This is a genomic window from Williamsia soli (assembly GCF_017377795.1).
In the GTDB taxonomy this organism is placed as follows: Bacteria; Actinomycetota; Actinomycetes; order Mycobacteriales; family Mycobacteriaceae; genus Williamsia; species Williamsia soli.
In genome coordinates, this window is record NZ_JAFRDR010000002.1 from 554171 (window position 1) to 575681 (window position 21511).

At 65.6% G+C, this 21511-nt stretch carries 20 protein-coding genes; 11 read left to right on the forward strand and 9 right to left on the reverse strand.

Annotated features, from left to right (window positions below; all coding sequences use genetic code 11):
* Positions 1–112: 112 nt before the first annotated feature.
* Complete coding sequence (locus J3S28_RS07165; RefSeq protein ID WP_207839178.1) at positions 113–1192, forward strand: DUF5685 family protein; 1080 nt, start codon at positions 113–115, stop codon at positions 1190–1192.
* A gap of 22 nt (positions 1193–1214) precedes the next feature.
* Here the strand turns inward: J3S28_RS07165 and J3S28_RS07170 are convergent, their stop codons facing one another.
* Positions 1215–1784, reverse strand: coding sequence for a hypothetical protein (locus tag J3S28_RS07170; protein WP_207839179.1), 570 nt, complete (start codon positions 1782–1784; stop codon positions 1215–1217).
* A gap of 120 nt (positions 1785–1904) precedes the next feature.
* Between J3S28_RS07170 and J3S28_RS07175 the strand changes: the two genes are divergently transcribed.
* On the forward strand, positions 1905–3113 hold the full coding sequence (locus tag J3S28_RS07175; RefSeq protein ID WP_207839180.1) for a sensor histidine kinase: 1209 nt from the start codon (positions 1905–1907) through the stop codon (positions 3111–3113).
* On the forward strand, positions 3110–3808 hold the full coding sequence (locus tag J3S28_RS07180) for a response regulator (protein ID WP_207839181.1): 699 nt from the start codon (positions 3110–3112) through the stop codon (positions 3806–3808). Before J3S28_RS07175 ends, J3S28_RS07180 begins: the two co-directional genes overlap by 4 nt.
* Here J3S28_RS07180 and J3S28_RS07185 read toward each other — a convergent pair.
* A complete protein-coding gene (locus J3S28_RS07185; RefSeq protein WP_207839183.1) occupies positions 3805–4158 on the reverse strand; it encodes a DUF952 domain-containing protein in 354 nt (117 codons plus the stop codon). The genes J3S28_RS07180 and J3S28_RS07185 overlap by 4 nt on opposite strands.
* Positions 4159–4175: 17 nt before the next feature.
* Positions 4176–5156 carry an EamA family transporter gene (locus J3S28_RS07190; RefSeq protein WP_207839184.1) on the reverse strand — a complete coding sequence of 327 codons (981 nt, stop codon included), beginning with the start codon at positions 5154–5156 and terminating at the stop codon, positions 4176–4178.
* A 251-nt stretch (positions 5157–5407) separates the two neighbouring features.
* On the opposite strand from J3S28_RS07190, the gene J3S28_RS07195 reads away from it, so the two are divergent.
* Positions 5408–5614 carry a DUF7455 domain-containing protein gene (locus tag J3S28_RS07195; RefSeq protein WP_084838497.1) on the forward strand — a complete coding sequence of 69 codons (207 nt, stop codon included), beginning with the start codon at positions 5408–5410 and terminating at the stop codon, positions 5612–5614.
* 90 nt (positions 5615–5704) lie between these two features.
* On the opposite strand, the gene J3S28_RS07200 is transcribed toward J3S28_RS07195, so the two are convergent.
* Positions 5705–7378: a DEAD/DEAH box helicase gene (locus J3S28_RS07200; protein ID WP_237341274.1), complete on the reverse strand. Its 1674-nt coding sequence runs from the start codon at positions 7376–7378 to the stop codon at positions 5705–5707.
* A gap of 404 nt (positions 7379–7782) precedes the next feature.
* Here J3S28_RS07200 and J3S28_RS07205 point away from each other — a divergent pair, with 404 nt between their 5' ends.
* Positions 7783–8799: a YihY/virulence factor BrkB family protein gene (locus tag J3S28_RS07205; protein WP_207839186.1), complete on the forward strand. Its 1017-nt coding sequence runs from the start codon at positions 7783–7785 to the stop codon at positions 8797–8799.
* Positions 8800–8811: 12 nt separating this feature from the next.
* Here J3S28_RS07205 and J3S28_RS07210 read toward each other — a convergent pair whose 3' ends face one another.
* Positions 8812–9048, reverse strand: a complete 237-nt coding sequence (locus J3S28_RS07210) for a DUF3039 domain-containing protein (RefSeq protein ID WP_207839563.1) — start codon at positions 9046–9048, stop codon at positions 8812–8814.
* Positions 9049–9180: 132 nt separating this feature from the next.
* On the opposite strand from J3S28_RS07210, the gene J3S28_RS07215 reads away from it, so the two are divergent.
* From J3S28_RS07215 to J3S28_RS07225, 3 genes are all read left to right on the forward strand, one after another.
* Positions 9181–9525, forward strand: a complete 345-nt coding sequence (locus tag J3S28_RS07215) for a DUF3099 domain-containing protein (RefSeq protein ID WP_207839187.1) — start codon at positions 9181–9183, stop codon at positions 9523–9525.
* The gene (locus J3S28_RS07220; protein WP_307796920.1) at positions 9522–11060 is read left to right on the forward strand and encodes a DUF7782 domain-containing protein; all 1539 of its coding nucleotides are present in this window, start codon (positions 9522–9524) and stop codon (positions 11058–11060) included. The genes J3S28_RS07215 and J3S28_RS07220 overlap by 4 nt, the downstream gene beginning before the upstream one ends.
* A 123-nt stretch (positions 11061–11183) precedes the next feature.
* Complete coding sequence (locus J3S28_RS07225) at positions 11184–12152, forward strand: sigma-70 family RNA polymerase sigma factor (RefSeq protein WP_084838688.1); 969 nt, start codon at positions 11184–11186, stop codon at positions 12150–12152.
* Between the two features lie 102 nt (positions 12153–12254).
* Here the strand turns inward: J3S28_RS07225 and J3S28_RS07230 are convergent, their stop codons facing one another.
* Complete coding sequence (locus J3S28_RS07230) at positions 12255–14972, reverse strand: bifunctional acetate--CoA ligase family protein/GNAT family N-acetyltransferase (RefSeq protein ID WP_207839188.1); 2718 nt, start codon at positions 14970–14972, stop codon at positions 12255–12257.
* Positions 14965–16245, reverse strand: a complete 1281-nt coding sequence (locus J3S28_RS07235; protein ID WP_207839189.1) for an acetoin utilization protein AcuC — start codon at positions 16243–16245, stop codon at positions 14965–14967. Before J3S28_RS07235 ends, J3S28_RS07230 begins: the two co-directional genes overlap by 8 nt.
* A 213-nt stretch (positions 16246–16458) precedes the next feature.
* Between J3S28_RS07235 and J3S28_RS07240 the strand changes: the two genes are divergently transcribed.
* Together J3S28_RS07240 and galE are read left to right on the forward strand one after the other, a co-directional pair.
* Positions 16459–17142, forward strand: a complete 684-nt coding sequence (locus J3S28_RS07240) for an iron-dependent transcriptional repressor DtxR (protein ID WP_207839566.1) — start codon at positions 16459–16461, stop codon at positions 17140–17142.
* Positions 17143–17154: 12 nt separating this feature from the next.
* Positions 17155–18147, forward strand: a complete 993-nt coding sequence (galE, locus tag J3S28_RS07245) for a UDP-glucose 4-epimerase GalE (RefSeq protein WP_207839191.1) — start codon at positions 17155–17157, stop codon at positions 18145–18147.
* 6 nt (positions 18148–18153) lie between these two features.
* On the opposite strand, the gene J3S28_RS07250 is transcribed toward galE, so the two are convergent.
* Complete coding sequence (locus J3S28_RS07250) at positions 18154–19419, reverse strand: DUF4192 domain-containing protein (RefSeq protein WP_207839192.1); 1266 nt, start codon at positions 19417–19419, stop codon at positions 18154–18156.
* A 97-nt stretch (positions 19420–19516) separates the two neighbouring features.
* Complete coding sequence (locus tag J3S28_RS07255; protein ID WP_207839193.1) at positions 19517–20224, reverse strand: hypothetical protein; 708 nt, start codon at positions 20222–20224, stop codon at positions 19517–19519.
* Between the two features lie 140 nt (positions 20225–20364).
* On the opposite strand from J3S28_RS07255, the gene J3S28_RS07260 reads away from it, so the two are divergent.
* The gene (locus J3S28_RS07260; protein WP_207839194.1) at positions 20365–21507 is read left to right on the forward strand and encodes an SPFH domain-containing protein; all 1143 of its coding nucleotides are present in this window, start codon (positions 20365–20367) and stop codon (positions 21505–21507) included.
* The last annotated feature ends 4 nt before the right edge of the window (positions 21508–21511 follow it).

Below are 21511 nucleotides of genomic sequence, written 5' to 3' on the forward strand. Positions count from 1 at the left end.
CGGGCATCACAAAAAAGCCCCGCTGCCTGCTGATCCGTATTCTCATCGATCAAATGGGTTAAATCCTGCTTTCTGCGAGGCTCGGCGCGCTGCGTTGTGCTTGTATGTCTGCATGTTCGGCGTCCTGAGCCCCTGTGTGACCCATCTCGACTCGGAGTTGGGGGCGCAGTGGCGCGCTCACATGTGCGGCGTGTGTCTGTCCCTGCGCGACGATCACGGGCAGCTCGCGCGGCTGACCACCAACACCGACGCCATCGTGGTATCGATTCTCGTTGACGCGCAACGACAATCGCCGTCGACCATGGTGACGGCAGGTCCCTGCGCGCTGCGCGGGATGCGCACTGCCGAGGTCATCGCACCGGCGGAGCTCAGTGTCCGTCTCGGCGCCACGACCTCATTGACGCTCGCGTCCGCGAAAGCTGCCGACGTGGTAGCCGAACAGCGGGCCGGCCTGGCGACACCCTCCGCGCTACGTTCGCGCGGCGCCCGGTTCGCGGGGCCACGACTCCGGGCCAAAGCGCTCGCCGACGGCCAGGTCGCGACAGCCATCGGGGGCCGCGCGTTGCTCGACGATCTGGCAGGCCAAGCAGATATCGAACTGGGTGGGGCGAGCCTCGACGAGATCACCGACGGCGCCGCCCGCGCGGCGGGCGCGGTCTTCGCCGCCACCGCGGACCTGGCCGGGGTACCGGAGAACCGAGCTGCGCTCCAGCAGATCGGGTCCGACTTCGGCCGCTGCGCACACCTGCTCGACGCCGCCGAGGATCTCGAAAAGGACCGCACGACAGGCGACTTCAATCCTTTGACAGCAACGGGAACCAGTTTCGAGAGTGCTGGGCAGGACTGCAGGCGATTGATCTCGGCGATTCGCGCCGCCACCGATACGCTGGTGTTGCGCGACGATCGGCTCCTTCGGGTGTTGCTGCTCGGGGGGCTCGAGCGTGCGATGACCAGGGTCTTCGGTCACCGCACCGAGAGTGTCTTCACCACTCCCGGCCCACCCCCGCGTCCACCCAATCGCCCTCCCCTGCCACCCTTCCACCGGCGCATCCTGCCGTGGATGGGCGTGTACTGCACCGGATACGCGTGCTGTGCCGACCACACCAATCCCTGTAATGGCAAACGTCACCAGGGCGCCTGCAAGGGATGCAACTGCGATTGCTGCGACTGTTGTGATTGCTGCGACTGCTGACAACGAGCTTGCCGCGACGACGTCACGCCGGGTCTGACGTTGTGCGCGGCCTGCGCTCCCCGATGTCGAACAGGGCCCACACCGGACCGGTCAGCAACCACAGGACGGTGATGACGCCCAGCGTCGGAAACACACCGTAGAGCGCTGAAGCCTGTTCGGGATCCGCCACCGTCTGCGCCAACCCGACCACCGTGATCCCGGATATCGCTGCGGCGCACATCCATTGCCCGAACGCCCGCACCTCCCGACGGAATGCCGCCTGTCCCCTCCTCGGCCCGCGAGGTGGCGGAGGCCCATCCGCAAACCGGTGTGCGAACCAGCCATCGACCCAGGAGATGGCGGAGTGCCCGAAAGCCACGGTGACGCCCAGGTAGACCCCCGCCAGCCGGTGCACCATCTCGACCGCACTGCCCTGGTGGATGTCGAGTGCCACGGCAGCAAGCAGTAGCACGTCGAGCACGGGTACAGCCGCGAGCACCATCGTGGAGAGCGTGCGCAGGTGCAGGAGGTAGCGCAGGCAGAGGCCCCCGAAGACCATCACCCAGAAGCCGACTTCGCACCCGATGATGACGACCAGGATCGGTGAGTTCATGCCGTCGAGTGTGCGGCCGACGAGATGGTCGGCACATCGGCCAACCGGGTGAGATGAGGTCATCAATCGGGATGACGACGCTCACTCGGCGCTGTGCTGTGATGAATACCTGGAGGTGTGATGACGCGGACACGGATCGATCCGGACCGGCAGCGGGATCTCGGCGTCGCGGCCGCGTTCTTCGTCGCCGGCATCGTGTTGTACATCGGCGATCTCCGATACTTCTTCGGAGCAACTGCCCTCAATACCACTCTGCCGCAGTGGCTTCCACTGGTCAGCTTGGCCGTTGCGTGTTTTTCTCAAGTGTGGCGTTCCACCCGGCCCGCCATCGCGTTCACCGGTGTGGTCGCAGCCCTGATCATCGATGCATTCTGTGGCCCGACCATCGCCGTGTGGATCGTCTACTCCGATGTCATCTACGCCGTCGCCAGGTACGCTTCTGACCGGCTAAGACGGGTCATGCTACTGGTGAACTGGCTGATCGCCGCCGTCGTACTCGCGGTGGCTCTGACGGGTTCCGGCGACTGGCGGGTGGCGTTGCTGGCCATGTTGCTCGTCACCGCACTCATCGCCTCTCCGGCGTCGTACGGTCATGCCATCAGGCAGCACCAGATGGCCGCCGAGAGCGAACGTGATCGAGCGCACGCGGTCGAGGCGCTGGCGACCCGCGACCGAGAGGTGGCGGTCGCCGCCGAGCGGCGCAGGCTCGCTCGTGATCTCCACGACGTGGTCGCAGGCCAGTTGTCGGGCATCGCACTGCAATCGGCCGCGGCGCTCGAGACCACCGACGCCACCGTCCGTGATTCGGTGCTGCGGTCGGTGCGGTCGTCGAGCGTCGAGGCGCTTCGCGAAATGCGAACGATGATCGAATTGCTCTCGGGTCCTGATGATCTCGACACCGCCGTCACCGCAAGCCTGGACCGCATCGACCGCCTGGCCGATACCGCCCGCGCCTGCGGGTCGATCGTCGACATGCATGTCGCAACGACCCGGCTCTCCCCGGCAAGCACCATCGTGGCCTATCGGATCATCCAGCAGGCTCTGACCAACGTCGCCACCCACAGCCCGGGCGCAGACGTCGATGTCACTGTGTGCCAGGGAACTTCGTCGACTCTGATATCGGTCTCGAACACCGTGGGCCCGAATGTTGCGCTTCCGGATCGGGTCGACGGTCACGGCATCGCGAACATGCGGGTACGTGCGCATTCGGTCGGCGGCACAGTGGACGTGAGGATCACCGACTCCCGCTGGGAGGTGGTCGCCGAACTCCCGACGCCCGATCTCGATCACCCTCCGCAGTCGGGTCGTCTGCCAGGATCTTCTCCATGACCAGGGTTCTGATTGCGGACGACCACGCGGCGATCCGCGCCGGCCTACGTCTACTGCTCGAGACGTCCGCGGACATCGAGGTGGTCGGTGAGGCGACCGACGGAGACCAGGCGACCACTCTGACCACCGCACTCAGACCGGAGGTCGTCCTGATGGACATCCGGATGCCGGGGACCGACGGGATCGAGGCGACTGCTCGAATCTGCGCCACCGGGATCTCCAAGGTGCTGATCCTGACGACGTTCGACATCGACGACTACATCTTCACCGCACTTCGGGCCGGCGCATCGGGCTTCATGCTCAAGACCGCCGACGCCTCGGAGTTGATCGCCGCGGTGTCCGCGGTGGCACGCGGAGACGCGGCGCTCGCACCCGAGGTGACCAGGCGCGTGATCGACCGGTTCACCCACCGATCAGGTGCGGTCGCCCCGGCAGATCCCGGCGAATCACAGAGGCGCGACCTGTCGGAACTGACCGAACGCGAACGTCAAGTGCTCTCCACCCTGGGCGCGGGATTGTCGAATGCCCAGATCGCTTCGGCGCTGTTCATCGGTGAGACCACCGTGAAGACACACGTGTCCCGGGTGCTGAACAAGCTCGACCTGCAATCGAGGGTGCAGGCCGCGATCGTCGCCCGCGAGCACGGACTGACCTACCGCCCGGGTCACGCGGACCAGAGCAGGCGACCGGACTAGTGCAATTGGGGGAAACGCCCCGATTCGTCCATGTCGTAGCGCTGCACACCTACGACGGCACCGGTCGGCAGCGCACCGTAGAGATGCGGGAACTGGGTGCCCGCCGCGTCGGGTGGATCACCGTCCTCCCAGACGATCTCGGCGCCCACGCGCAGGGGATCGATGCTCAGCAGGACCAGATCCGCCTGATCGCGGTACAGCAGGTTTGCCGGGATGTGCACCTGCGTGCGATCCGAGAGATGCACGAAGCCTTGAGACGCCAGGGACGCAGGTTCGATCGCCCCTGTCGTCCTGGCTTCGAGCCAGTCGGAGATCGAGCACAGATGGACCAGATGTACGTCGCCGCTCACACCTTCAGCCTGCCGTATCAGCCGGTGCCCGCGCCAGAGGCAATATCTGCGGTGCGCGCGGTGAAGACAATGGCGGCGATCACGAGAGCCATACCGCACAACTCCGGCCACGTCGGCACCTGCGCGAGTGCAGCCGCACCGACAACCGACGCGGTGACCGGGAGCAGCGCCAGCAGGAGCGCGAACTGCGACCGACCCAACTTCGACAGCACGATCTGATCGAGCAGATACGGGATCGCGCTCGAGAGCACACCGAGCCCGACCCCGATCAGCAGGATTCGCCAACTCCACAGTGCGCCCGGGTCCGCGGCGCCGCTGATCGCGATCATCACCGGCGCGGCGAGAGCGCCGGCGACCGTCAGTCCGATGGCCAGGTCGTCGATCCCATCGCGCCACGGAGCGGTCTCACGGTCCGATTCGCCGGTCGGCGCTCCCTCTTTGCGTCGCACCGGTCCACCGGCGACCTTTTTGCCCACCACGATGTACGCGGCCCACAGGCCGGCAGCCAGCAACGCGAACAGGACACCCATCGGTGAACCCTCGAGACTCGCACCGCTGAGCAACACCACACCCACGAGGACGGCGCCGACGGCGAAGCCGTCCGAACGTGTCCGCGAGCCCGCTGCAGCCACCACCACGGGCCCCAGGAACTCGATGGCCACCGCCACGCCGAGGTCGATCGAATCGATGGCGAGATAGAACGCCATGTTCATTCCCAGGGTGACGAGCCCGAAAGCAGAGGCGATCAGGAGCCGCCGCGGCGGAAACCGGACGCCAACCCGCGGCCATCGGCGCGCCGCGAACGGCCACCACACCGCGAACAGCACCGCACCGGCGCCGCTCGCCCGCAACCAGGCGACCGTCGCAGGGTCGAGTTCACCGAAGAGTGGAACCGCGATCGAGGCCCCGATGTACTGGCACACGGCCCCGATCACGAAGAGAACCGAGAGCTTCGAGAGCCCGCTCACCGACCCTGAGGTTTCGGCGGCGCGCGACATTGCAACACTGTAGGTGGGTCACATGTCGTCACCCGCCCGCCGGTTACCGGCTGGGATCTGTCTCACACCGAAAAGACGGTCGATGTTGCCGATCGCAGCTCAGCTGTTACGGGTGAGTGACGACACACCGGAGGGCCCCCGGGAACAAAGCCGATTGCCAAATCGTCTGAAAGAGTGAGAGTGGATGTACCACCCCGATACATCAGCTCGCGAAGGGACCGCGTAAGCGCAGGCCCTGGACGGAGGAAAACATGTCAGACACCATCACCACGCCCCCGATCCACATGCCACTGACCACTGCCGACCGCTGTGATCGTTGCGGTGCGGCGGCACGTGTACGCGCGGTTCTCTCCACAGGTGGAGAGCTGCTGTTTTGCCGTCACCACTTCAACGAGCACGAAGCACGCCTGATCGACATGGGCGCGACCGTGGTCACCAACGAAGAAGAGCTGGTCTAAGAACTCCCGTCACGCCGCCGCGGTTCACATCATGTGGGCCGCGGCGGTGCTGTATCCGGGCCCGACGGGCCAGCCGTGCGCACGGGACGATCATCGCCACTTACGCAACGCCTCGATCCTGGCCTGCAACTGGTCCGCCGTCGCCATTGCGGTGGGAGGTCCTCCGAGTCGCTCCCGAAGGTCGTTGTGGACCTGGCCATGCGGCTTACCGGTGCGGTGATGATGCATGGCCACCAGGCTGTTCAGTTCACGACGCAACGCGGTCAGTTGCTTGCCCACCGACGGTTCGTTCTTCACTACCGGCGCAGGAGGGGGTTGGGCGCTCCGCGCCTCGATCTGGGTCGCCTGGCGTTGTTGCAGGAGATCGCGGACCTGATCGGCATCGAGGAGGCCAGGCAATCCCAGATAGTCGGCCTCCTCGTCGCTACCGGAGAAAGTGGCAGTGCCGAACGACGACCCGTCGTAGATCACCTGGTCTAGTTCGGCGTCGGCGTGGAGGGACTCGAATCCCCGCTCGTCCTCCCCGTCTTCGTCTTTTTGTTTGTTCGCGTCATTGAGCAGTGCGTCGTCGAGTCCCTCGGACTCCCGGTGCGGTTTCCCGAGCACGTGGTCGCGCTGGGCCTCGAGCTGCGCGGCCAACTGCAGCAGCACGGGGACCGACGGCAGGAACACACTGGCGTTCTCACCAGGCCGACGCGACCGCACGAAACGACCGATTGCCTGCGCAAAGTAGAGCGGTGTCGACGCACTGGTGGCGTAGACACCCACGGCGAGACGAGGAACGTCGACGCCCTCGGACACCATGCGCACCGCGACCATCCACTCGTCCTGCGACTCACTGAACTCTGCGATCCGACTCGACGACTTCGGGTCGTCCGAGAGCACCACCGTGGGCATCTTGCCGGTGATCGCCTGTAGCAGTTCGGCATAGTCCCGGGCCACGGTCTGATCCGTCGCGATCACCAGGCCGCCTGCGTCGGGCATACCGGACTTGCGCAACTGCCGCAGCCGGGTGTGGGCAGCCTGCAGCACTGCGGGGATCCAGTCGCCATGGGGATCGAGGGCGGTGCGCCAGGCGCGCGCGGTGTGTTCGGCCGAGAGCGGTTCGCCGAGCCGGGCGGTGAACTCCTCGCCCGCGTTGTTCCGCCAGCTGGCCTCACCCGAGTACGCCAGGAAGACCACCGGGCGCACGACGCCATCGGCCAGGGCGTCGGAGTAGCCGTATACGTAGTCGGCGACCGATCGGCTGCCGCCTCCAGCCTCGGGCTCGTAGGTGATGAAGGGGATGGGGCTGTCGTCGGACCGGAACGGGGTACCGGTCAGTGCCAGCCGCCGGGTCGCGTCGGAAAAGGCCTCGCGGATCGCCTCGCCCCAGCTCTTCGCATCGCCACCGTGGTGGATCTCATCGAGGATGACCAGAGTCCGGCGATTCTCGGTGCGGACGCGGTGCCGGGCGGGATGGGTGGCGATCTGCGCGTATGTGACGACCACACCCTGATAGTCCGAGCTCGTCTGTCCCGCGGAGTTGCTGAAGCGCGAGTCCAACGCGATGCCGGCGCGCGCGGCGGCGGCGGCCCACTGGTGCTTGAGGTGTTCGGTGGGAGCGACGACGGTGATCTGATCCACCGTGCGGTCAGCGAGCAGCTCCGCTGCGATCCGCAGTCCGAAGGTCGTCTTACCGGCGCCCGGCGTCGCCACCGCGAGAAAGTCCTTGGGTGCCGCGGACAGGTACTTGGTCAGGGCGCGCCGCTGCCAGGTACGCAGCGGCGAGGCAGCCGGCGGAGGCGCCGGTTCGGTGACCTGAGATCCGGAGAGGGCAGAGGGTCGGGTCACGACAGGGCACAACTCCTTGACATGCGATGAGGTTCTTCAATCCGGGCCAACCGGTCCGGCCGGATGGCGTGTGCTCCACTTTGTCGGGCGATTCGGCGCACTGCGCTCGTACCGCCGGGGCACCGCAAAATGCTACCGCGCCGAGCGGCGATCAGCCCACAGCGTCGGCGGCGCGGCATCTCCCATCACGCTCGATCTTCCGTAATGCTGGTCTCATCACACAGCCAACCGAACCCTCCCCCGACCCCGCGACGCCACCTCCGTCGCAGGTCGATGACACCCGTCGACAGGAAGACGCCGGCGACCGGCCGCGCGTACTCAAAAGCCTGCCCTGGATGCTCTGGCGCACCATCACCAAATCCTGGGACGACTCGATCTTCGCGATGTCGGCCCAGGCCGCGTTCTGGCAGACGCTGTCCTTGCCTCCGCTGCTCCTCGGTCTTCTCGGTTGCGTCGGTTACGTCGCGAATTGGTTCGGGCCGAACACCGAGGAGATCATCCAGGACCGGATCATCAGCTTCGCCGAACGCACCTTCAGCCAGAATGTCGTCGACGAGATCATCACCCCCACCGTCGACAACGTGCTCGTCAGCGGGCGCGCCGAGGTCATCTCTCTGGGTTTCGTGCTGTCGCTGTGGGCGGGGTCCTCCGCCATGTCGAGTTTCGTCGACTCCATCGTCGTGGCACATGGTCAGCACAACGTCCGGCACGCGGTGACGCAGAGGCTGTTCGCGTTGTGGCTGTACGTGTGTTTCCTGGTGCTCGCCGTCCTCACGCTGCCGCTCGTGGCGCTCGGACCCGCCTATATCCGCGAGGTGATACCTGACTCGTGGCACCCGGCCAGCTCGGTCGCAATCGAATACGGGTACTTCCCCGCCGTTGCGTTGCTCTTGCTCGCGGGTTTGACGACCCTGTATCGCGTCGCCCTGGCCAAGCCCCTCCCCTGGCATCGGCTGGTACCCGGCGCGCTGCTCGCGGGCCTCGTGTTCTGGTGCGCGAGTGCGATCCTGCGGTGGTACCTGGCGACGATCACCCAGACCGGGTACAGCTACGGCGCGCTCGCCACACCGATCGCATTCTTGCTCTTCACGTTTTTCCTCGGCTTCGCCATCGTGGTGGGTGCGGAGTTCAACGCGATCGCCCAGCAACTGTGGCCCGCGAACCCGACCAAGATCGATCAGGTCCGTGACTGGGTCTCCCAGCAGACGAGCGACATCACCGACCAACTCAAAGGTGTCCCGGCGTGGCTGCCGTCCGGGCCGATCAAACGCAGCGAAGCATCAGCGACCGCACCCATTCCTACGCCGCAGGAGAAAGACGCTCCATCCTCAGGGCCGGATGCACCGCGCTGAGCGCAGAACCTGTCACTCGCCCTTTTTCATGCGTCCGTAGATCTTCTTGCACTTCGGGCACACCGGTGAGCCTGGTTTGGCCGAACGGGTGACGGGGAAAGTCTCACCACACAGGGCGACGACGATGTTACCCATCACAGCGCTCTCGACTATTTTGTCTTTCTTCACGTAGTGGAAGAACTTGGGGGTGTCGTCCTCTGTCGTCTCGTCGGTTGTGACTTCGGGCTTGTCGAGGGTCTGCGTATCCACCATGGGGACAATTCTGCCCCGACAAGCCGCGATGGGCCAACGCGTGTGTCGGGCCGGGCCGGTACGCAGACCACATCAGGCCGACACAACTGCAGGTGGCCGTCCGGCAACGAAAGTGGGACAGTGGAAAACATGGCTCCGAAAGAACACGCGCCGGAGACTTTTCTCATCACCGAGGCTCAAACCTCTCTGGAAGAACAGCACCGGGCCCGCGTACGCAAGTACCTGACGTTGATGGCGTTCCGTGTCCCCGCACTGGTTCTCGCGGGAATCATCTACGGGGCAACACAGAACGGTTTCCTGGCGCTCGGAGTGATCATCCTGTCGATCCCGATCCCCTGGGTCGCGGTGTTGATCGCCAACGATCGGCCGCCTCGCGCCAAAGGCGAAGTGCCTCACTACAAATACGGCACCGAGCGGACTAATCAGCTGACGGAGAAGCGCTCCTTCTTCGGTCTCGATCGACGCGAGGAGTGAGCGCTCTGGCTTCAGCTGCGGAGTTGCACACCCTGGCCGGCGACCTACGGACCGCGTTTCGGCAGGCCGGTTACACGACCGACGGAGTGCTCGAGCTGCTCGGCGACGAGGCCCACGGGGCGTTGGGGCGTGGTGAACCGGTACCTGTTCGGCGGGCGTGCGCCGACAGCGGCGATCTCGGAACCCTGATCCGGCTCCTGCTCCTCGGCGATACCTGCACCCGATCACAGGTGTCTTCCGCGCTCTCACCGGTGGACATCGACCAGGCGATCGGCGTCGGACTCCTGGAGGCCGATGGCACGGGGTTCTGCGCGGCCATCGATGTGCGTCCGGTCGACCTCGGGTCGGGCAACCGCTGGCTGTTCTCCGACCTCGACGGCACGATGCGCCGCAAGGCGATCACCGAGGACCACGTACTCGGAGTCGGACACGCATCGTTGTCCCTGCTGAAGGCGACCGCGACTGATCCTGTCGCCTCCGTGCTCGACGTCGGCACCGGTTGCGGCGTCCAGGCGATTCACGCCGCAGATTTCGCGGGCCACGTCACGGCGACCGACATCACCGACCGTTCCCTGGCGATGACCCGCGCAGGCTTCGCGATCAACGGTATCGACCCCGGACGGGTCACTTTGTCCAAGGGCGCCTGGTTCGGGCCCGTCGGCGGTCAGAAGTTCGACCGGATCGTCGCGAATCCGCCCTTCGTCGTCGGTCCACCTGAGGTCACGCACACGTACCGCGACTCCGGCCTGGATCTCGACGGGGCGAGCGAACTCATGTGCCGCACCGCGCCGGAGTTCCTCACCGAGAGTGGTACCGCCTCGATGTTGGCCTCCTGGGTCATCACCGGGGACGACTGGCGGACGCGGATCTCACAGTGGATCCCGGACAACGGGATCGACGCGTGGGTGGTACAGCGCGATGTCGCCGACCCCGCTCTGTACGTGGGGACCTGGTTGCGCGACGCCGGTCACGACCCCCGCGACCCCGCATCCGCAGAACTCGCCGACCGGTGGCTCAGACACCTCGACCGGTCCGGGGTGTCGGGCATCGGGTTCGGGTTCGTTTTCCTGCGCCGCACCGACGAGCCGACCGACCTGCTCGCAGAGGAGCTCGGGCACTCGTTCGACGATCCGCTCGGGCCCGAAGCCGACGACTATCTCCGCCGCACCGCGTGGCTGCGAACTCATGATCTGACGAACGAGCGCTTCTCGGTCACCGCGGGCGCAGCCCTCGAACGGGTGGCGACACTCGACCCTGACACCGGATGGCAGGACGTGGTGATGCGTATCCACCGGCCCGACGGTCCGCGGTGGAGTCACGAGATCGACACCCTCGGGCAGGCGCTGCTCGCAGGCCTCCGTCCGGACGGGTTGACGCTGGGCGAGATCACCGACCTGCTCTCGGTCGCAACCGGTGACGAGCAGATCGACACTGCGGCCGTGGAGCACCTCGTGGAGGGTTTGATCCGTCACGGAATCGTTCTCCCGGCGGGTTGGAATGCATCCTGCCGGGAAACCTCAGGGCACTCTCAGTAACTTCTCAGACCGGTTCTCGGAAAGCGCTGGTCACAGCGTCGGCCTCGGGGAACCCTCGTGGAACTATCTGGGCGGTCTCCTCCGTTGAACCAAGTGAAGACAACCGCACTTGAGGAGGCCGACATGTCCAGCCCCACCACCATCCGTCCGGCGATGACCGAACAGGACCTGGATGCGCAAAGCCCGGCCGCGGACCTTGTTCGCGTCTATCTGAACGGCATCGGCCGCACCGCACTTCTCAACGCGGAGCAAGAGGTGGAACTGGCGAAGCAGATCGAGGTCGGCCTCTACGCCAAGCACGTTCTTGCCACCAGGAAGCGCCTGTCGGCAGTCAAGAAGCGCGATCTCGCGACACTGATCCGTGAGGGTGAGTCGGCTCGCTCGCATCTGCTGGAGGCGAACCTGCGGCTGGTCGTCTCGCTGGCCAAGCGATACACCGGCCGCGGGATGCCGTTGCTCGACCTGATCCAAGAGGGCAACCTCGGTCTGATCCGGGCCATGGAGAAGTTCGACTATGCCAAGGGCTTCAAGTTCTCCACGTACGCCACCTGGTGGATCCGTCAGGCGATCACGCGCGGCATGGCGGATCAGAGCCGCACGATCCGGCTGCCGGTCCACCTCGTGGAGCAGGTCAACAAGCTGGCCAGGATCAAGCGCGAACTCCACCAGCAGCTCGGTCGCGAGGCCACCGACGATGAACTGTCGTCGGAGTCGGGCATCCCCGCCGAGAAGATCGCCGACCTGCTCGACCACAGCCGGGACCCGGTGAGCCTGGACATGCCGGTCGGCAGCGACGAAGAGGCACCGTTGGGTGACTTCATCGAAGACGCAGAGGCCACCTCCGCCGAGAACGCTGTCATCGCAGGACTTCTGCACACCGACGTCCGTACGGTTCTCGCCACGCTGGATGAGCGGGAGCAGCAGGTCATCCGGTTGCGGTTCGGGCTCGACGACGGTCAGCCGCGCACCCTGGACCAGATCGGCCGAATGTTCGGTCTCTCTCGCGAGCGGGTTCGTCAGATCGAGCGGGAGGTCATGTCTAAATTGCGTCAGGGCGACCGCGCGGAGCGGTTGCGCGCCTACGCCAGCTGACCATCACTGCAACTTCTCTCCTGCCCAGCCGCCACTGAATCATCAGTGGCGGCTGGTGCCTTGTGAGGATGGGGTCCGTGTGCCCGGGACTGCCGATCCTCGTCATCCCAACCGGCGGGGGCCCGAATCGTGTTTGGTGGGAACAGCTCCCACCCGCATCCGCGCAGCCAGCACCGCGACACCGCCTGGGGTCGCGTGGATGGGGTCGCAGACAACGTCGCGCGCCTCCGGGATGTCGTCGACCAGCGCCGAGATGCGCGTCACCAGATCGATCAAGGCGTCCTTGTCGACGGGTTCCTGTCCCCCGTAACCCGAGAGCAACGGTGCCGACCGCGGCGCGGCAATCAGGTCCGCGGCATCATTTTCTGTCAGCGGCAGCGCGCGATACGCGCGATCACCCAGGAGATCGCTGGTGACGCCGGCCAGTCCGAACGACATCAGGGACCCGAAGGACGGATCGTCCCGGACCCGGATCACGGTGCTGATCCCCTTCGGCGCCATCTGCTGCACATGCAACCTCGACTCGCCGGTGACCTCCGTCAACTCGACGACGGCCAGCTCCACCGAATGCTGATCGGGTAGGTCGAGTCGCACACCTTCCCGGTCCGCCCGCCCCCGCCAGCTCGGCGAGAATGCTTTGATGGCAACGGGATACCCGAGTTCGTTCGCCGCCGCAACACCTTCGTCCGCACTGCTGACCTCCTTGAACGGGACGATGTGAATCCCGTAACAGGCAAGGATCTGAACGGTCCGAGCGTCATCGAGTTCGGTGACCGCACCCGCCGAAGCAGCGACCGCCTCACGGACCAGACGCCGCGCGGTGTCGGGATCGGCGTCGGCAGGCCTGCGCACCTCCGACGCCGGCCGGGACTTCCATTGGGCATACTGCCAGGCATGCCCGAGAGCCTCAGCGGCTCGCTCCGGCCCGGGAAACGACGGTATCGACCCTCGGGCGGGGGTGCCGTATGCGCCTAGTACCGACAGGTTCTGCGGGATTCCTTCCACGGCCAGGAATGTGGTGACCACCGGTTTGTCGGAGTCGGCCATGCCCGACATCAGCGCCTGCGCGTACCTGTCGACGCTGACGGCGACCGGTGGCACGAACACCGCGATCAATGCATCAACGCCTTCGTCTGCGGCTGCGGTCCGCACGGCCTCTTCGAACGCCTCGGGCGATGCGCTCGGGCCCAGATCGACCCGTTGGACGACCTCGAGCCCGAAGTGGCTTCCTGCCTCCTGGGCGAGCACGCCGAGCGCCGTGGAATTGCCGACGATACTCACGCGCGGTCCGCGCGGTAGCGGCTGATACGCGAACACGGTTGCGCAATCGAACAACTGAGGGATCGTCGCGACCTGGATCACCCCGGATTGTGCGAGCAGGGCACGGGTGCTCTCGTCGTCGAGCGAGTGATCGACGGCGGCCATCGCCGGCGGGACAGCCCCTCGCCCGGATTTCACCGCGACCACCGGCTTGCCGCTGGCGACCCGGCGCGCCAATCGCGTGAACTTCCTGGGGTTGCCGAAGCTCTCGAGGTACAGCAAGACGACCTCGGTGTCCGGGTCGGTGTCCCAGTACTGCAGAAGATCGTTGCCGGAGACGTCGGCGCGGTTGCCTGCGGAGACAAATGTCGACAATCCGAGCTGCCTACGCGCCGCCGCGTCCAGGATGGCTATACCCAGCGCACCAGACTGGCAGAAGAACCCGACTGTGCCCCGACCCGGGACCAGCGGTGCCAGGGTGGCATTGAGAGACACCGCAGGATCGGTGTTGGCCACCCCCAGGGCGTTCGGACCGACCAGGCGCATGCCGTGTTCCCGGATCGATTCCACCAGCCGGTGCTCCGACTCGAGGCCCGAGTCGCTCGTGTCGCCGAACCCGGAAGACAGCACAACCATGGTTTTGACGCCCTTGTGCAGACAATCGTCGAGGACTTCTTCGACGGCGTCGGCCGGGACGGCGACGATCGCGAGGTCCACGGGGTCCGGAATGTCGCGCACCGTCGAATAGGCGCGGATCCCGCGGACCGCCCGGTGTTCGGAGTTCACCGGGAAGACGGGTCCCGTGAAGCCGCCGGCTATCACGTTCGCGAGTACCGCGTTTCCGACCTTCAGACGGTCGACGGAGGCTCCGATGACCGCGACGGACGTGGGCCGTAGCAGGTTCGCGACACTGCGCGCCTCCGACCCGCGCTCGCGGGCATTGCGCACCGACAGCAGCGCCTCGGACGGGTCGATCGTGAACTCGACGTGGATGGTGCTGCCGTCGAAGCTGCGGCGCACCTGGTATCCGGCGTCGCGGAACACTGCCACCATGTTGGGGTTCTCGGCCAGCACTTCTGCTTCGAAGCGCTCGAATCCGCACTCGGCTGCGGCACCGGCGAGATGTTCGAGCAGAATCGGCCCGAGGCCGCGACCCTGGTGCTCGTCGGCCACGACGAAGGCAACTTCTGCCGTGCTGTCCTTGCCATCGGCAGCCAGGCCTTCGTAGATACCGATGGCGATGATCTCTCCGCCGAGCAATCCGACGAACGCGACACGGCTGTAGTGATCGACGGTGGTCATCCGGGCGAGCTCGCGGGGCGGGATGTGCGGGAACGGACCGAAGTACCTCAAGTATCTGGTGCGTTCGGACAGCGCCGAGTGGAACCGGACCAGTCCATCTGCGTCCTCAGGCACGATCGGCCGAAGGTGGACCACGCCACCGTCACTGGCGAGGACGTCAGCGATCCAATGTCTCGGGAAATCGTGCGGTCCGCGCTTGTCCGGGGCGATCGTCGATTCCGTTGCGTCGCTGCGGTTCGTCTCTGGCAAGTCAGTCACGGGGATCCTCCGGGTCGAGACCACACAACGGATAAACAGCACGCCGGGTTGCCATGATCGTGGCGTCGGTTCGGGTCTGCGCGGCGTCGGTGATGCCGTCCATCAGTGGACCACCGCCATCACCATCCCAGGGCAGGTAATCGGTCTCGCCGCCGTCGGTCATGACTGCGACCGGATCCGCACGCAGTGTCTCGTCGAGCATTCTGGCCTCGGCTGTCGCCGCAGCACACCAGCTCTCGTCGATCACGGTGTCCGGAGCGAGGTCGGCGCCGGTGACCGCGGAAATGAGGTGGGTCCAGCTGCGGGGTACGACGTTGATGATCCCGTACCCACCGCCGCCGACCGCGAGCCACCTGCCCTCTGAATACTTGTCGGCCAGGTCGCGCATCGCATAGATGGCGGCCCGCTGCCCGTCGACCGTCAGTGACAGGTCGGTCAACGGGTCTTGGATGTGGCTGTCGACACCGCATTGGCTGACGATGATCTGGGGCCGGAAGTTCTCGACCACCCCGGGCACGATTGCGTTGAACGCCCGTAGCCACAGCTTGTCCGAGGTCTCGGGCATGAGCGCGATGTTGACCGCACTCCCTCTCCCGTCCTGTTCGCCGACCTCTTCGGGCCAACCGCTGCCCGGCCACAACGTCGCCGGATGCTGGTGCAGCGAGATCGTCAGTACGCGCGGGTCTCCCGCGAACACCTTCTGCACGCCGTCCCCGTGATGTGCGTCGATATCGATGTAGGCGATCCTGTCGTACCCCTGCTCGAGCAGCCAGCGAATCGCGACCGCGCAGTCGTTGTAGATGCAGAAGCCGGCAGCATGGCCCGGCATCGCATGGTGCATTCCACCGCCGATGTTGACGGCGCGGCGCACGGATCCGGAGGCGATGGCGGCTGCCGCGGCCATCGTGCCGCCCACCAGCACACCGGCAGCACCGTGCATCCCCTCGAAGACCGGGTTGTCGACGCTTCCCAGACCGAACAACCGCTCCAGGACGTGGGAGGACCCGCCCACATAATCATCGACCGATGAGGCGCTACGCACCGCATCCAGATACGCGGCGGTGTGCACTGTTTGCAGCAACCTGTCGTCGACAGCCATCGGAGGGATCGAGGGGACACCGTCGAGGACCCCGAGCGACGTCGACAGTGACATCGTCAATGCCAGCCGGATAGGGTTCATCGGGTGCGTGGGCGCCCATCGGTACCCGAGGAAATCATCGCTCCAGATCACCGCGGCGGACTGCGCGTTCGCCGGACCGGCGTCAATGCTCATGTACCGAGCCTAGAGGGCGGAGACGGAGCGCAGCGGAGCTCGACCCGATTGCCGGAGACGGAGCGCAGCGGAGCTCGACCGGATTGGCGGAGACGGAGCGCAGCGGAGCTCGACTGAGTTGTCGGCGTGTGACGTATCACGGTCACGGGAAGGGTTGACCGAAACCGGACGTTGTTACAGGTAGCCTGGTGCAGGACGAAAGGGATGGGGATCGTGAACGAACTGATCGACACCACTGAGATGTATCTTCGGACGATCTACGACCTTGAGGAAGAAGGCATCGTTCCGTTGCGGGCACGCATCGCCGAACGCCTGGAGCAGAGCGGTCCGACGGTGTCACAGACGGTCGCCCGTATGGAGCGCGACGGACTGGTACTGGTCGCCGGTGACCGCCACCTCGAACTGACCGACAAGGGCCGAAGTCTTGCGGTCTCGGTGATGCGCAAGCATCGTCTGGCGGAGCGGTTGCTGGTCGATGTGATCGGGATGCCGTGGGAGGACGTCCATGCGGAGGCGTGCCGCTGGGAGCATGTGATGAGTGAGAACGTCGAGCGCCGCCTGCTGGAGGTATTGGATCACCCGACGACGTCGCCGTACGGTAACCCGATTCCCGGACTCGATCAGCTCGGATTTTCGGATCTCGTTCCTCCCGCGCCGATGACACGCATCTCGGAGCTACCCCAGGGCGAGCCCGTCGCGGTCATCGTACGGAGGTTGTCCGAGCATGCTCAGGCAGACATCGAGTTGATCAGCGCACTACGCGAAGCCGGTGTGGTCCCCAACGCGCGGGTCAGCGTGACGGTCAATCCCACGTCAATCGTCATCAGCACCCCGGGTCATCAGGGGCTGCAGTTGTCCGAGGAGATGGCGCACTCGGTTCAGGTCGAGAAGGTCTGACCGAACTCTTTCATGAAACTCCTGGTCACCGGCGGCGCCGGTTATGTGGGTAGCGTCTGCGCCCGGGTCATGGTCGAGCACGGTCATGACGTCACGATCGTCGACAACCTGAGTACCGGAAATGTCGAGGCATTGCCGGAGGGTGTTGCCTTCATAGAGGGCAATGTCCGCGACGTCGCCGCCGATGTACTCGGTTCCGACGCCTTCGACGGGGTTTTGCATTTCGCCGCCCAGTCGCTGGTCGGCGAATCAGTGGAACACCCTGAGCTGTACTGGTACGGCAACGTCGTCGAATCGCTTGCCCTCCTCGAGGCCGTCCGCAGCACCAAGACCCCGCGTTTGGTGTTCTCGTCGACAGCCGCCACCTACGGCGAGCCCGAATCGGTGCCCATCCTGGAGTCCGCGCCCACGCGTCCGACGAATCCGTATGGTGCGACCAAGCTCGCCATCGATCACGCGATCACGTCGTACGCGGCGGCCCACGGACTCGCCGCGATGTCCCTGCGGTACTTCAACGTCGCGGGTGCCTACGCCGGTGCCGGTGAGAATCGGGTCATCGAGACCCACTTGATCCCACTCGTTCTCCAGGTCGCCCTGCGTCATCGTGAGCACATCAAGATGTTCGGGACCGACTACCCCACCGACGACGGCACAGCCATTCGTGATTACATCCACGTCCTCGACCTCGCGCAGGCCCACGCACTGGCCCTCGAGGCCGCGGTCGCCGGCCGACATTCGATCTTCAACCTCGGCAGCGGGACCGGTTTTTCTGTGCGCCAAGTCATTACGGCCTGCGAGGAAGTAACCGGCTTGGAGATCCCGGTGGTCGCCGCACCCCGACGCGCCGGCGACCCGGCCGTCCTGATCGCGTCCAGCGACAAAGCCATCGCAGAACTCGGCTGGTATCCCGAACACACCGACCTGTCGGTCATCGTCGCCGATGCGTGGGAGTACACCAGAGCTCTCGGCGACCGCGCCCACTCGGCATCCCTCGCGACGCGCTGATCACCATCAGGCCGCCGGCCGGAGTATCGGCGGTGGCAGTTCCACCCCGAGCGACCGGGCGACCAGATAGCCGGTCTCCGCGCACCGATTGATCACACCGGGCGGTATCCCGCGCGTCAGCGCGTCGTTGTAGAGGGTCGCCATCGAGTACCCGGGACTGACCTCGAGCGCCACGTCGAACGCCGTGCCCGCCATCGCACCGTTGCCGTGCACGTAATGGACGAACCCCAGCAGGGTCGCGGCAGCTGCTTGCCCTCGTCCGCGCAGCCTCCGGGCGGCCTGCGTGAACAGGTATTCGGCATCAGACCACAGGTCCGTCACGGCGAGCGACACGAGCGCATCACGCACATAGAGTTCGCGGAGGGCCTTGTCGAGCCGCTGGAGGTCAGCACAATCCAGATCGCCGCAGCCGCGCACGACCAGGTCCAGGACGAACTCCAGGTCAGATCGCTCTTGGATCCGACGCACCTGCTCGACCAGCAGGTGCAGCGGGACGCGTCCGCTTCCCGTGCACGCATAGTCCTGCAACACTGCCGGATCGATCGTGGTCTGATCCACCGGTCCCGCTATCGACGCCGACTCATCGTCGTCCACGATGTCCGACCATTCGTCCGCGGCGGCTCCGTTCAGCTTCGATTGGATCAATTCTGCGTAGTCGCGATCGTCGATCGCCGAGATCTCGTACGCATCACACTCCGGAGAAGCACAGTGAGGCAGCGGCGAGAGGTTCTCGACCATCTCGTCCCGGGTCATCAGGACACGCCGCCCGCCGGCCACCGCACGCGCGATGGCGACCGGGCTGATCGTCGGATCACCCACGACCCCATCGGCAATCCGATCGGACTCGTTCACCTCGGATCGGCGGTCCCACAGCGTGATCCATGGGCGATCGAGAGTGATCGCCGACGTCCAAAAGGCACCGTACAGCCCACCCACGGCGATCAGGTTGCGGTCGATGACGGCCGCAAGGCGACGGTAGACGGGCCCGTGGGGATCCATCCGATCATCGATGATCACGGCGACGACACGCGTCGCGTTGTACGACTCGCACACCCGGGCGAGGTGATCGATGACGCTGAGCATCAGCTCGGTGGGTGTGCCGTCCGGTTCCAGGGTCAGGTCGTGACGCATCGTGGTGCCGATCTCGTCGCCGTTGCCTTCGAAGGTGATCAAGACGAGGGAACGCTCCGGGACGAAGCCGAGCAGTGCAGGTATGGCGGTGATCAGCGCTGCGGGGCCCGATACCGAGGTTTCGAAGTTGTCAGATGTCATGCACCGATAGTCGGCCGCCTTCTGGACCTCGCATGCGGCCGGCGGACCCGAATCGAGAGGTTATCCACCGATCGGGGCTGTATCCACAGGCAGGCACTCAGCCCCGGGATCGCGCGAGTGCAGTGGTGTACAGCTGGTCCAAGGCCATGCCGTCTGGAGGCCGCTGCCCCGACGCGACATAGGTGACATAGACCCGGATGCCGTCGTTCTGACCCACCAGCGCGGTCATCGTCTGGGTCATCGCACCTGACGACGTGACACGCCGGAACGCCAGCGATTCCTCGGATTGTGCGGGCGAAGACGGCAGAACCGTCGTTGTCACAGTCGCTTTCGCGCCCTCGGTGTCGGTTGTGTAGGTGGGGCACCTCGTCAGGTCTGCCTTCAACTCCGCCAACGGGGTGTCCACCAGAACCGTGACCGCGGACAACGCACCGGCGTTGGCGCCGGTGCCCGTCGCCACGAACGCGGTCGCGTCGCCGGGGTCGGATGGGAGTTGTCTCGGCGCGCAGGTCGGTGGGTCAACTGTCCCGCCCGCGGCCACGCCTGCGGTGTCGCCCAGCAGAGCGCCCAGTTGTCCGCCGGTGACCTCCGTCGCGGAGTATCCGACCGGGAAATCGGCCGGGGCGACTGATCGCTCTCGGAGATCGCTCGACCCGTTGGAGTTGTTCGGGCTCACCCCGGTGACCGGAGCGGCCGTCGGATCACCGTCGACCTCGGTTGTGCACCCACCGATGACCAGGACGGCGGCAAGCATCGCAACCGGTATCCACCGGCGCCCGGTTCGCTCCACTAAGACCCGACTCACCTGACCACTCTCCCATCGCGAGCAGGCCATGTGGCCGTGCGACACGGCCGGTGTCACTAGACTGATCAATGGCTGGGTGCATCACATCGGCCTTCTTCAGACACCGCGATCACGCGACGCCGCTAGGGAGAACACCGAATATGGGGATCATCGGCAAGATCAAAGGTGAGCTCGTCGACATCATCGAATGGATCGACGATTCGCGTTCGACGTTGGCGTGGCGTTTTCCGCGCTACAACAACGAGATCAAGAACGAGGCAGAACTCATCGTTCGCGAAGGTCAGCAGGCGGTTTTCGTCTATCGAGGGCAGCTCGCAGACCGGTTCGGACCCGGGCATTATCAACTGACGTCGGAGAACCTTCCGATCCTGAGCACCCTGCAGGGCTGGAAGCACGGATTCAACAGCCCGTTCCGATCCGAGGTGTATTTCATCAACACCCGTCCGGTGACCGATCTGCGCTGGGGCACCGCCAATCCCGTCACCGTCCGCGATCCGGATTTCACGATGGTGCAGGTTCGGGCCAACGGTTTGTGTGTCGTTCGGGTGGCTGATCCTGAGATATTTCTGCGGGAGGTCATCGGCACCGACAGTGCGGTCGATGTGGACGAGATATCTGAATTGCTACGACGGGTCATCACTCTCGCGTTCTCGGACATGATCATGGAGACCCGCCTCGGTGTCATCGACCTTCAAGGTCGTCAGGTGGAGTTGTCCGACAAGCTCCGCGCGTTCGTATCCGAGCGCGTCGACGACGAGTTCGGGTTGGCCATCGATTCGATCACCATGAACATCTCTCTGCCAGACGAGATCACCTCCGCCATGACCCGTGGCGTTGCCCGCGGTGTCGAGGAGGGCGGGTTCCTCGACAACGTCGGCGATCTCGGTCGTTACCAGCAAGGAAAGGCGGCCGACGCGATGCTCGCTGCCGCTCAGAATCCGGGCGGCGGTGCGATGGGCGACATGATGTCCGCCGGGATGGGGGTCGCGCTGGGTAGTCAGATGGCCGGTCAGTTCGGCCGAGCAGGACAGGGGCAACCCGCTCCCGCGGCAGGTCCCCCGCCCTTGCCCGGTGCGGCGACGTTCCACATCGACAACGGTGGCCAGCCCGCGGGTCCGTTCACCGTCGCTCAACTGCAGGGGGCAGCGACCGCGGGGCAGTTCACCGGCGCCACGCTGGTGTGGAGTCAGGGCATGCCCGGCTGGGTGCAGGCCTCCTCCGTGCCGGTACTCGCCGGACTCTTCGCCACACCTCCCCCGCTTCCGACGACTCCCACCACCTAGGCCG

Coding starts and splice junctions, on each gene's coding strand:
- J3S28_RS07250 (WP_207839192.1), bottom strand. CDS start 19,419: ATGACATCTGACAACTTCGAAACCTCGGTATCGGGCCCCGCAGCGCTG.
- J3S28_RS07170 (WP_207839179.1), bottom strand. CDS start 1,784: ATGAACTCACCGATCCTGGTCGTCATCATCGGGTGCGAAGTCGGCTTC.
- J3S28_RS07235 (WP_207839189.1), bottom strand. CDS start 16,245: ATGAGCATTGACGCCGGTCCGGCGAACGCGCAGTCCGCCGCGGTGATC.
- J3S28_RS07175 (WP_207839180.1), top strand. CDS start 1,905: ATGACGCGGACACGGATCGATCCGGACCGGCAGCGGGATCTCGGCGTC.
- J3S28_RS07180 (WP_207839181.1), top strand. CDS start 3,110: ATGACCAGGGTTCTGATTGCGGACGACCACGCGGCGATCCGCGCCGGC.
- J3S28_RS07195 (WP_084838497.1), top strand. CDS start 5,408: ATGTCAGACACCATCACCACGCCCCCGATCCACATGCCACTGACCACT.
- J3S28_RS07215 (WP_207839187.1), top strand. CDS start 9,181: ATGGCTCCGAAAGAACACGCGCCGGAGACTTTTCTCATCACCGAGGCT.
- J3S28_RS07225 (WP_084838688.1), top strand. CDS start 11,184: ATGTCCAGCCCCACCACCATCCGTCCGGCGATGACCGAACAGGACCTG.
- J3S28_RS07205 (WP_207839186.1), top strand. CDS start 7,783: ATGCTCTGGCGCACCATCACCAAATCCTGGGACGACTCGATCTTCGCG.
- galE (WP_207839191.1), top strand. CDS start 17,155: ATGAAACTCCTGGTCACCGGCGGCGCCGGTTATGTGGGTAGCGTCTGC.
- J3S28_RS07260 (WP_207839194.1), top strand. CDS start 20,365: ATGGGGATCATCGGCAAGATCAAAGGTGAGCTCGTCGACATCATCGAA.
- J3S28_RS07165 (WP_207839178.1), top strand. CDS start 113: ATGTTCGGCGTCCTGAGCCCCTGTGTGACCCATCTCGACTCGGAGTTG.
- J3S28_RS07190 (WP_207839184.1), bottom strand. CDS start 5,156: ATGTCGCGCGCCGCCGAAACCTCAGGGTCGGTGAGCGGGCTCTCGAAG.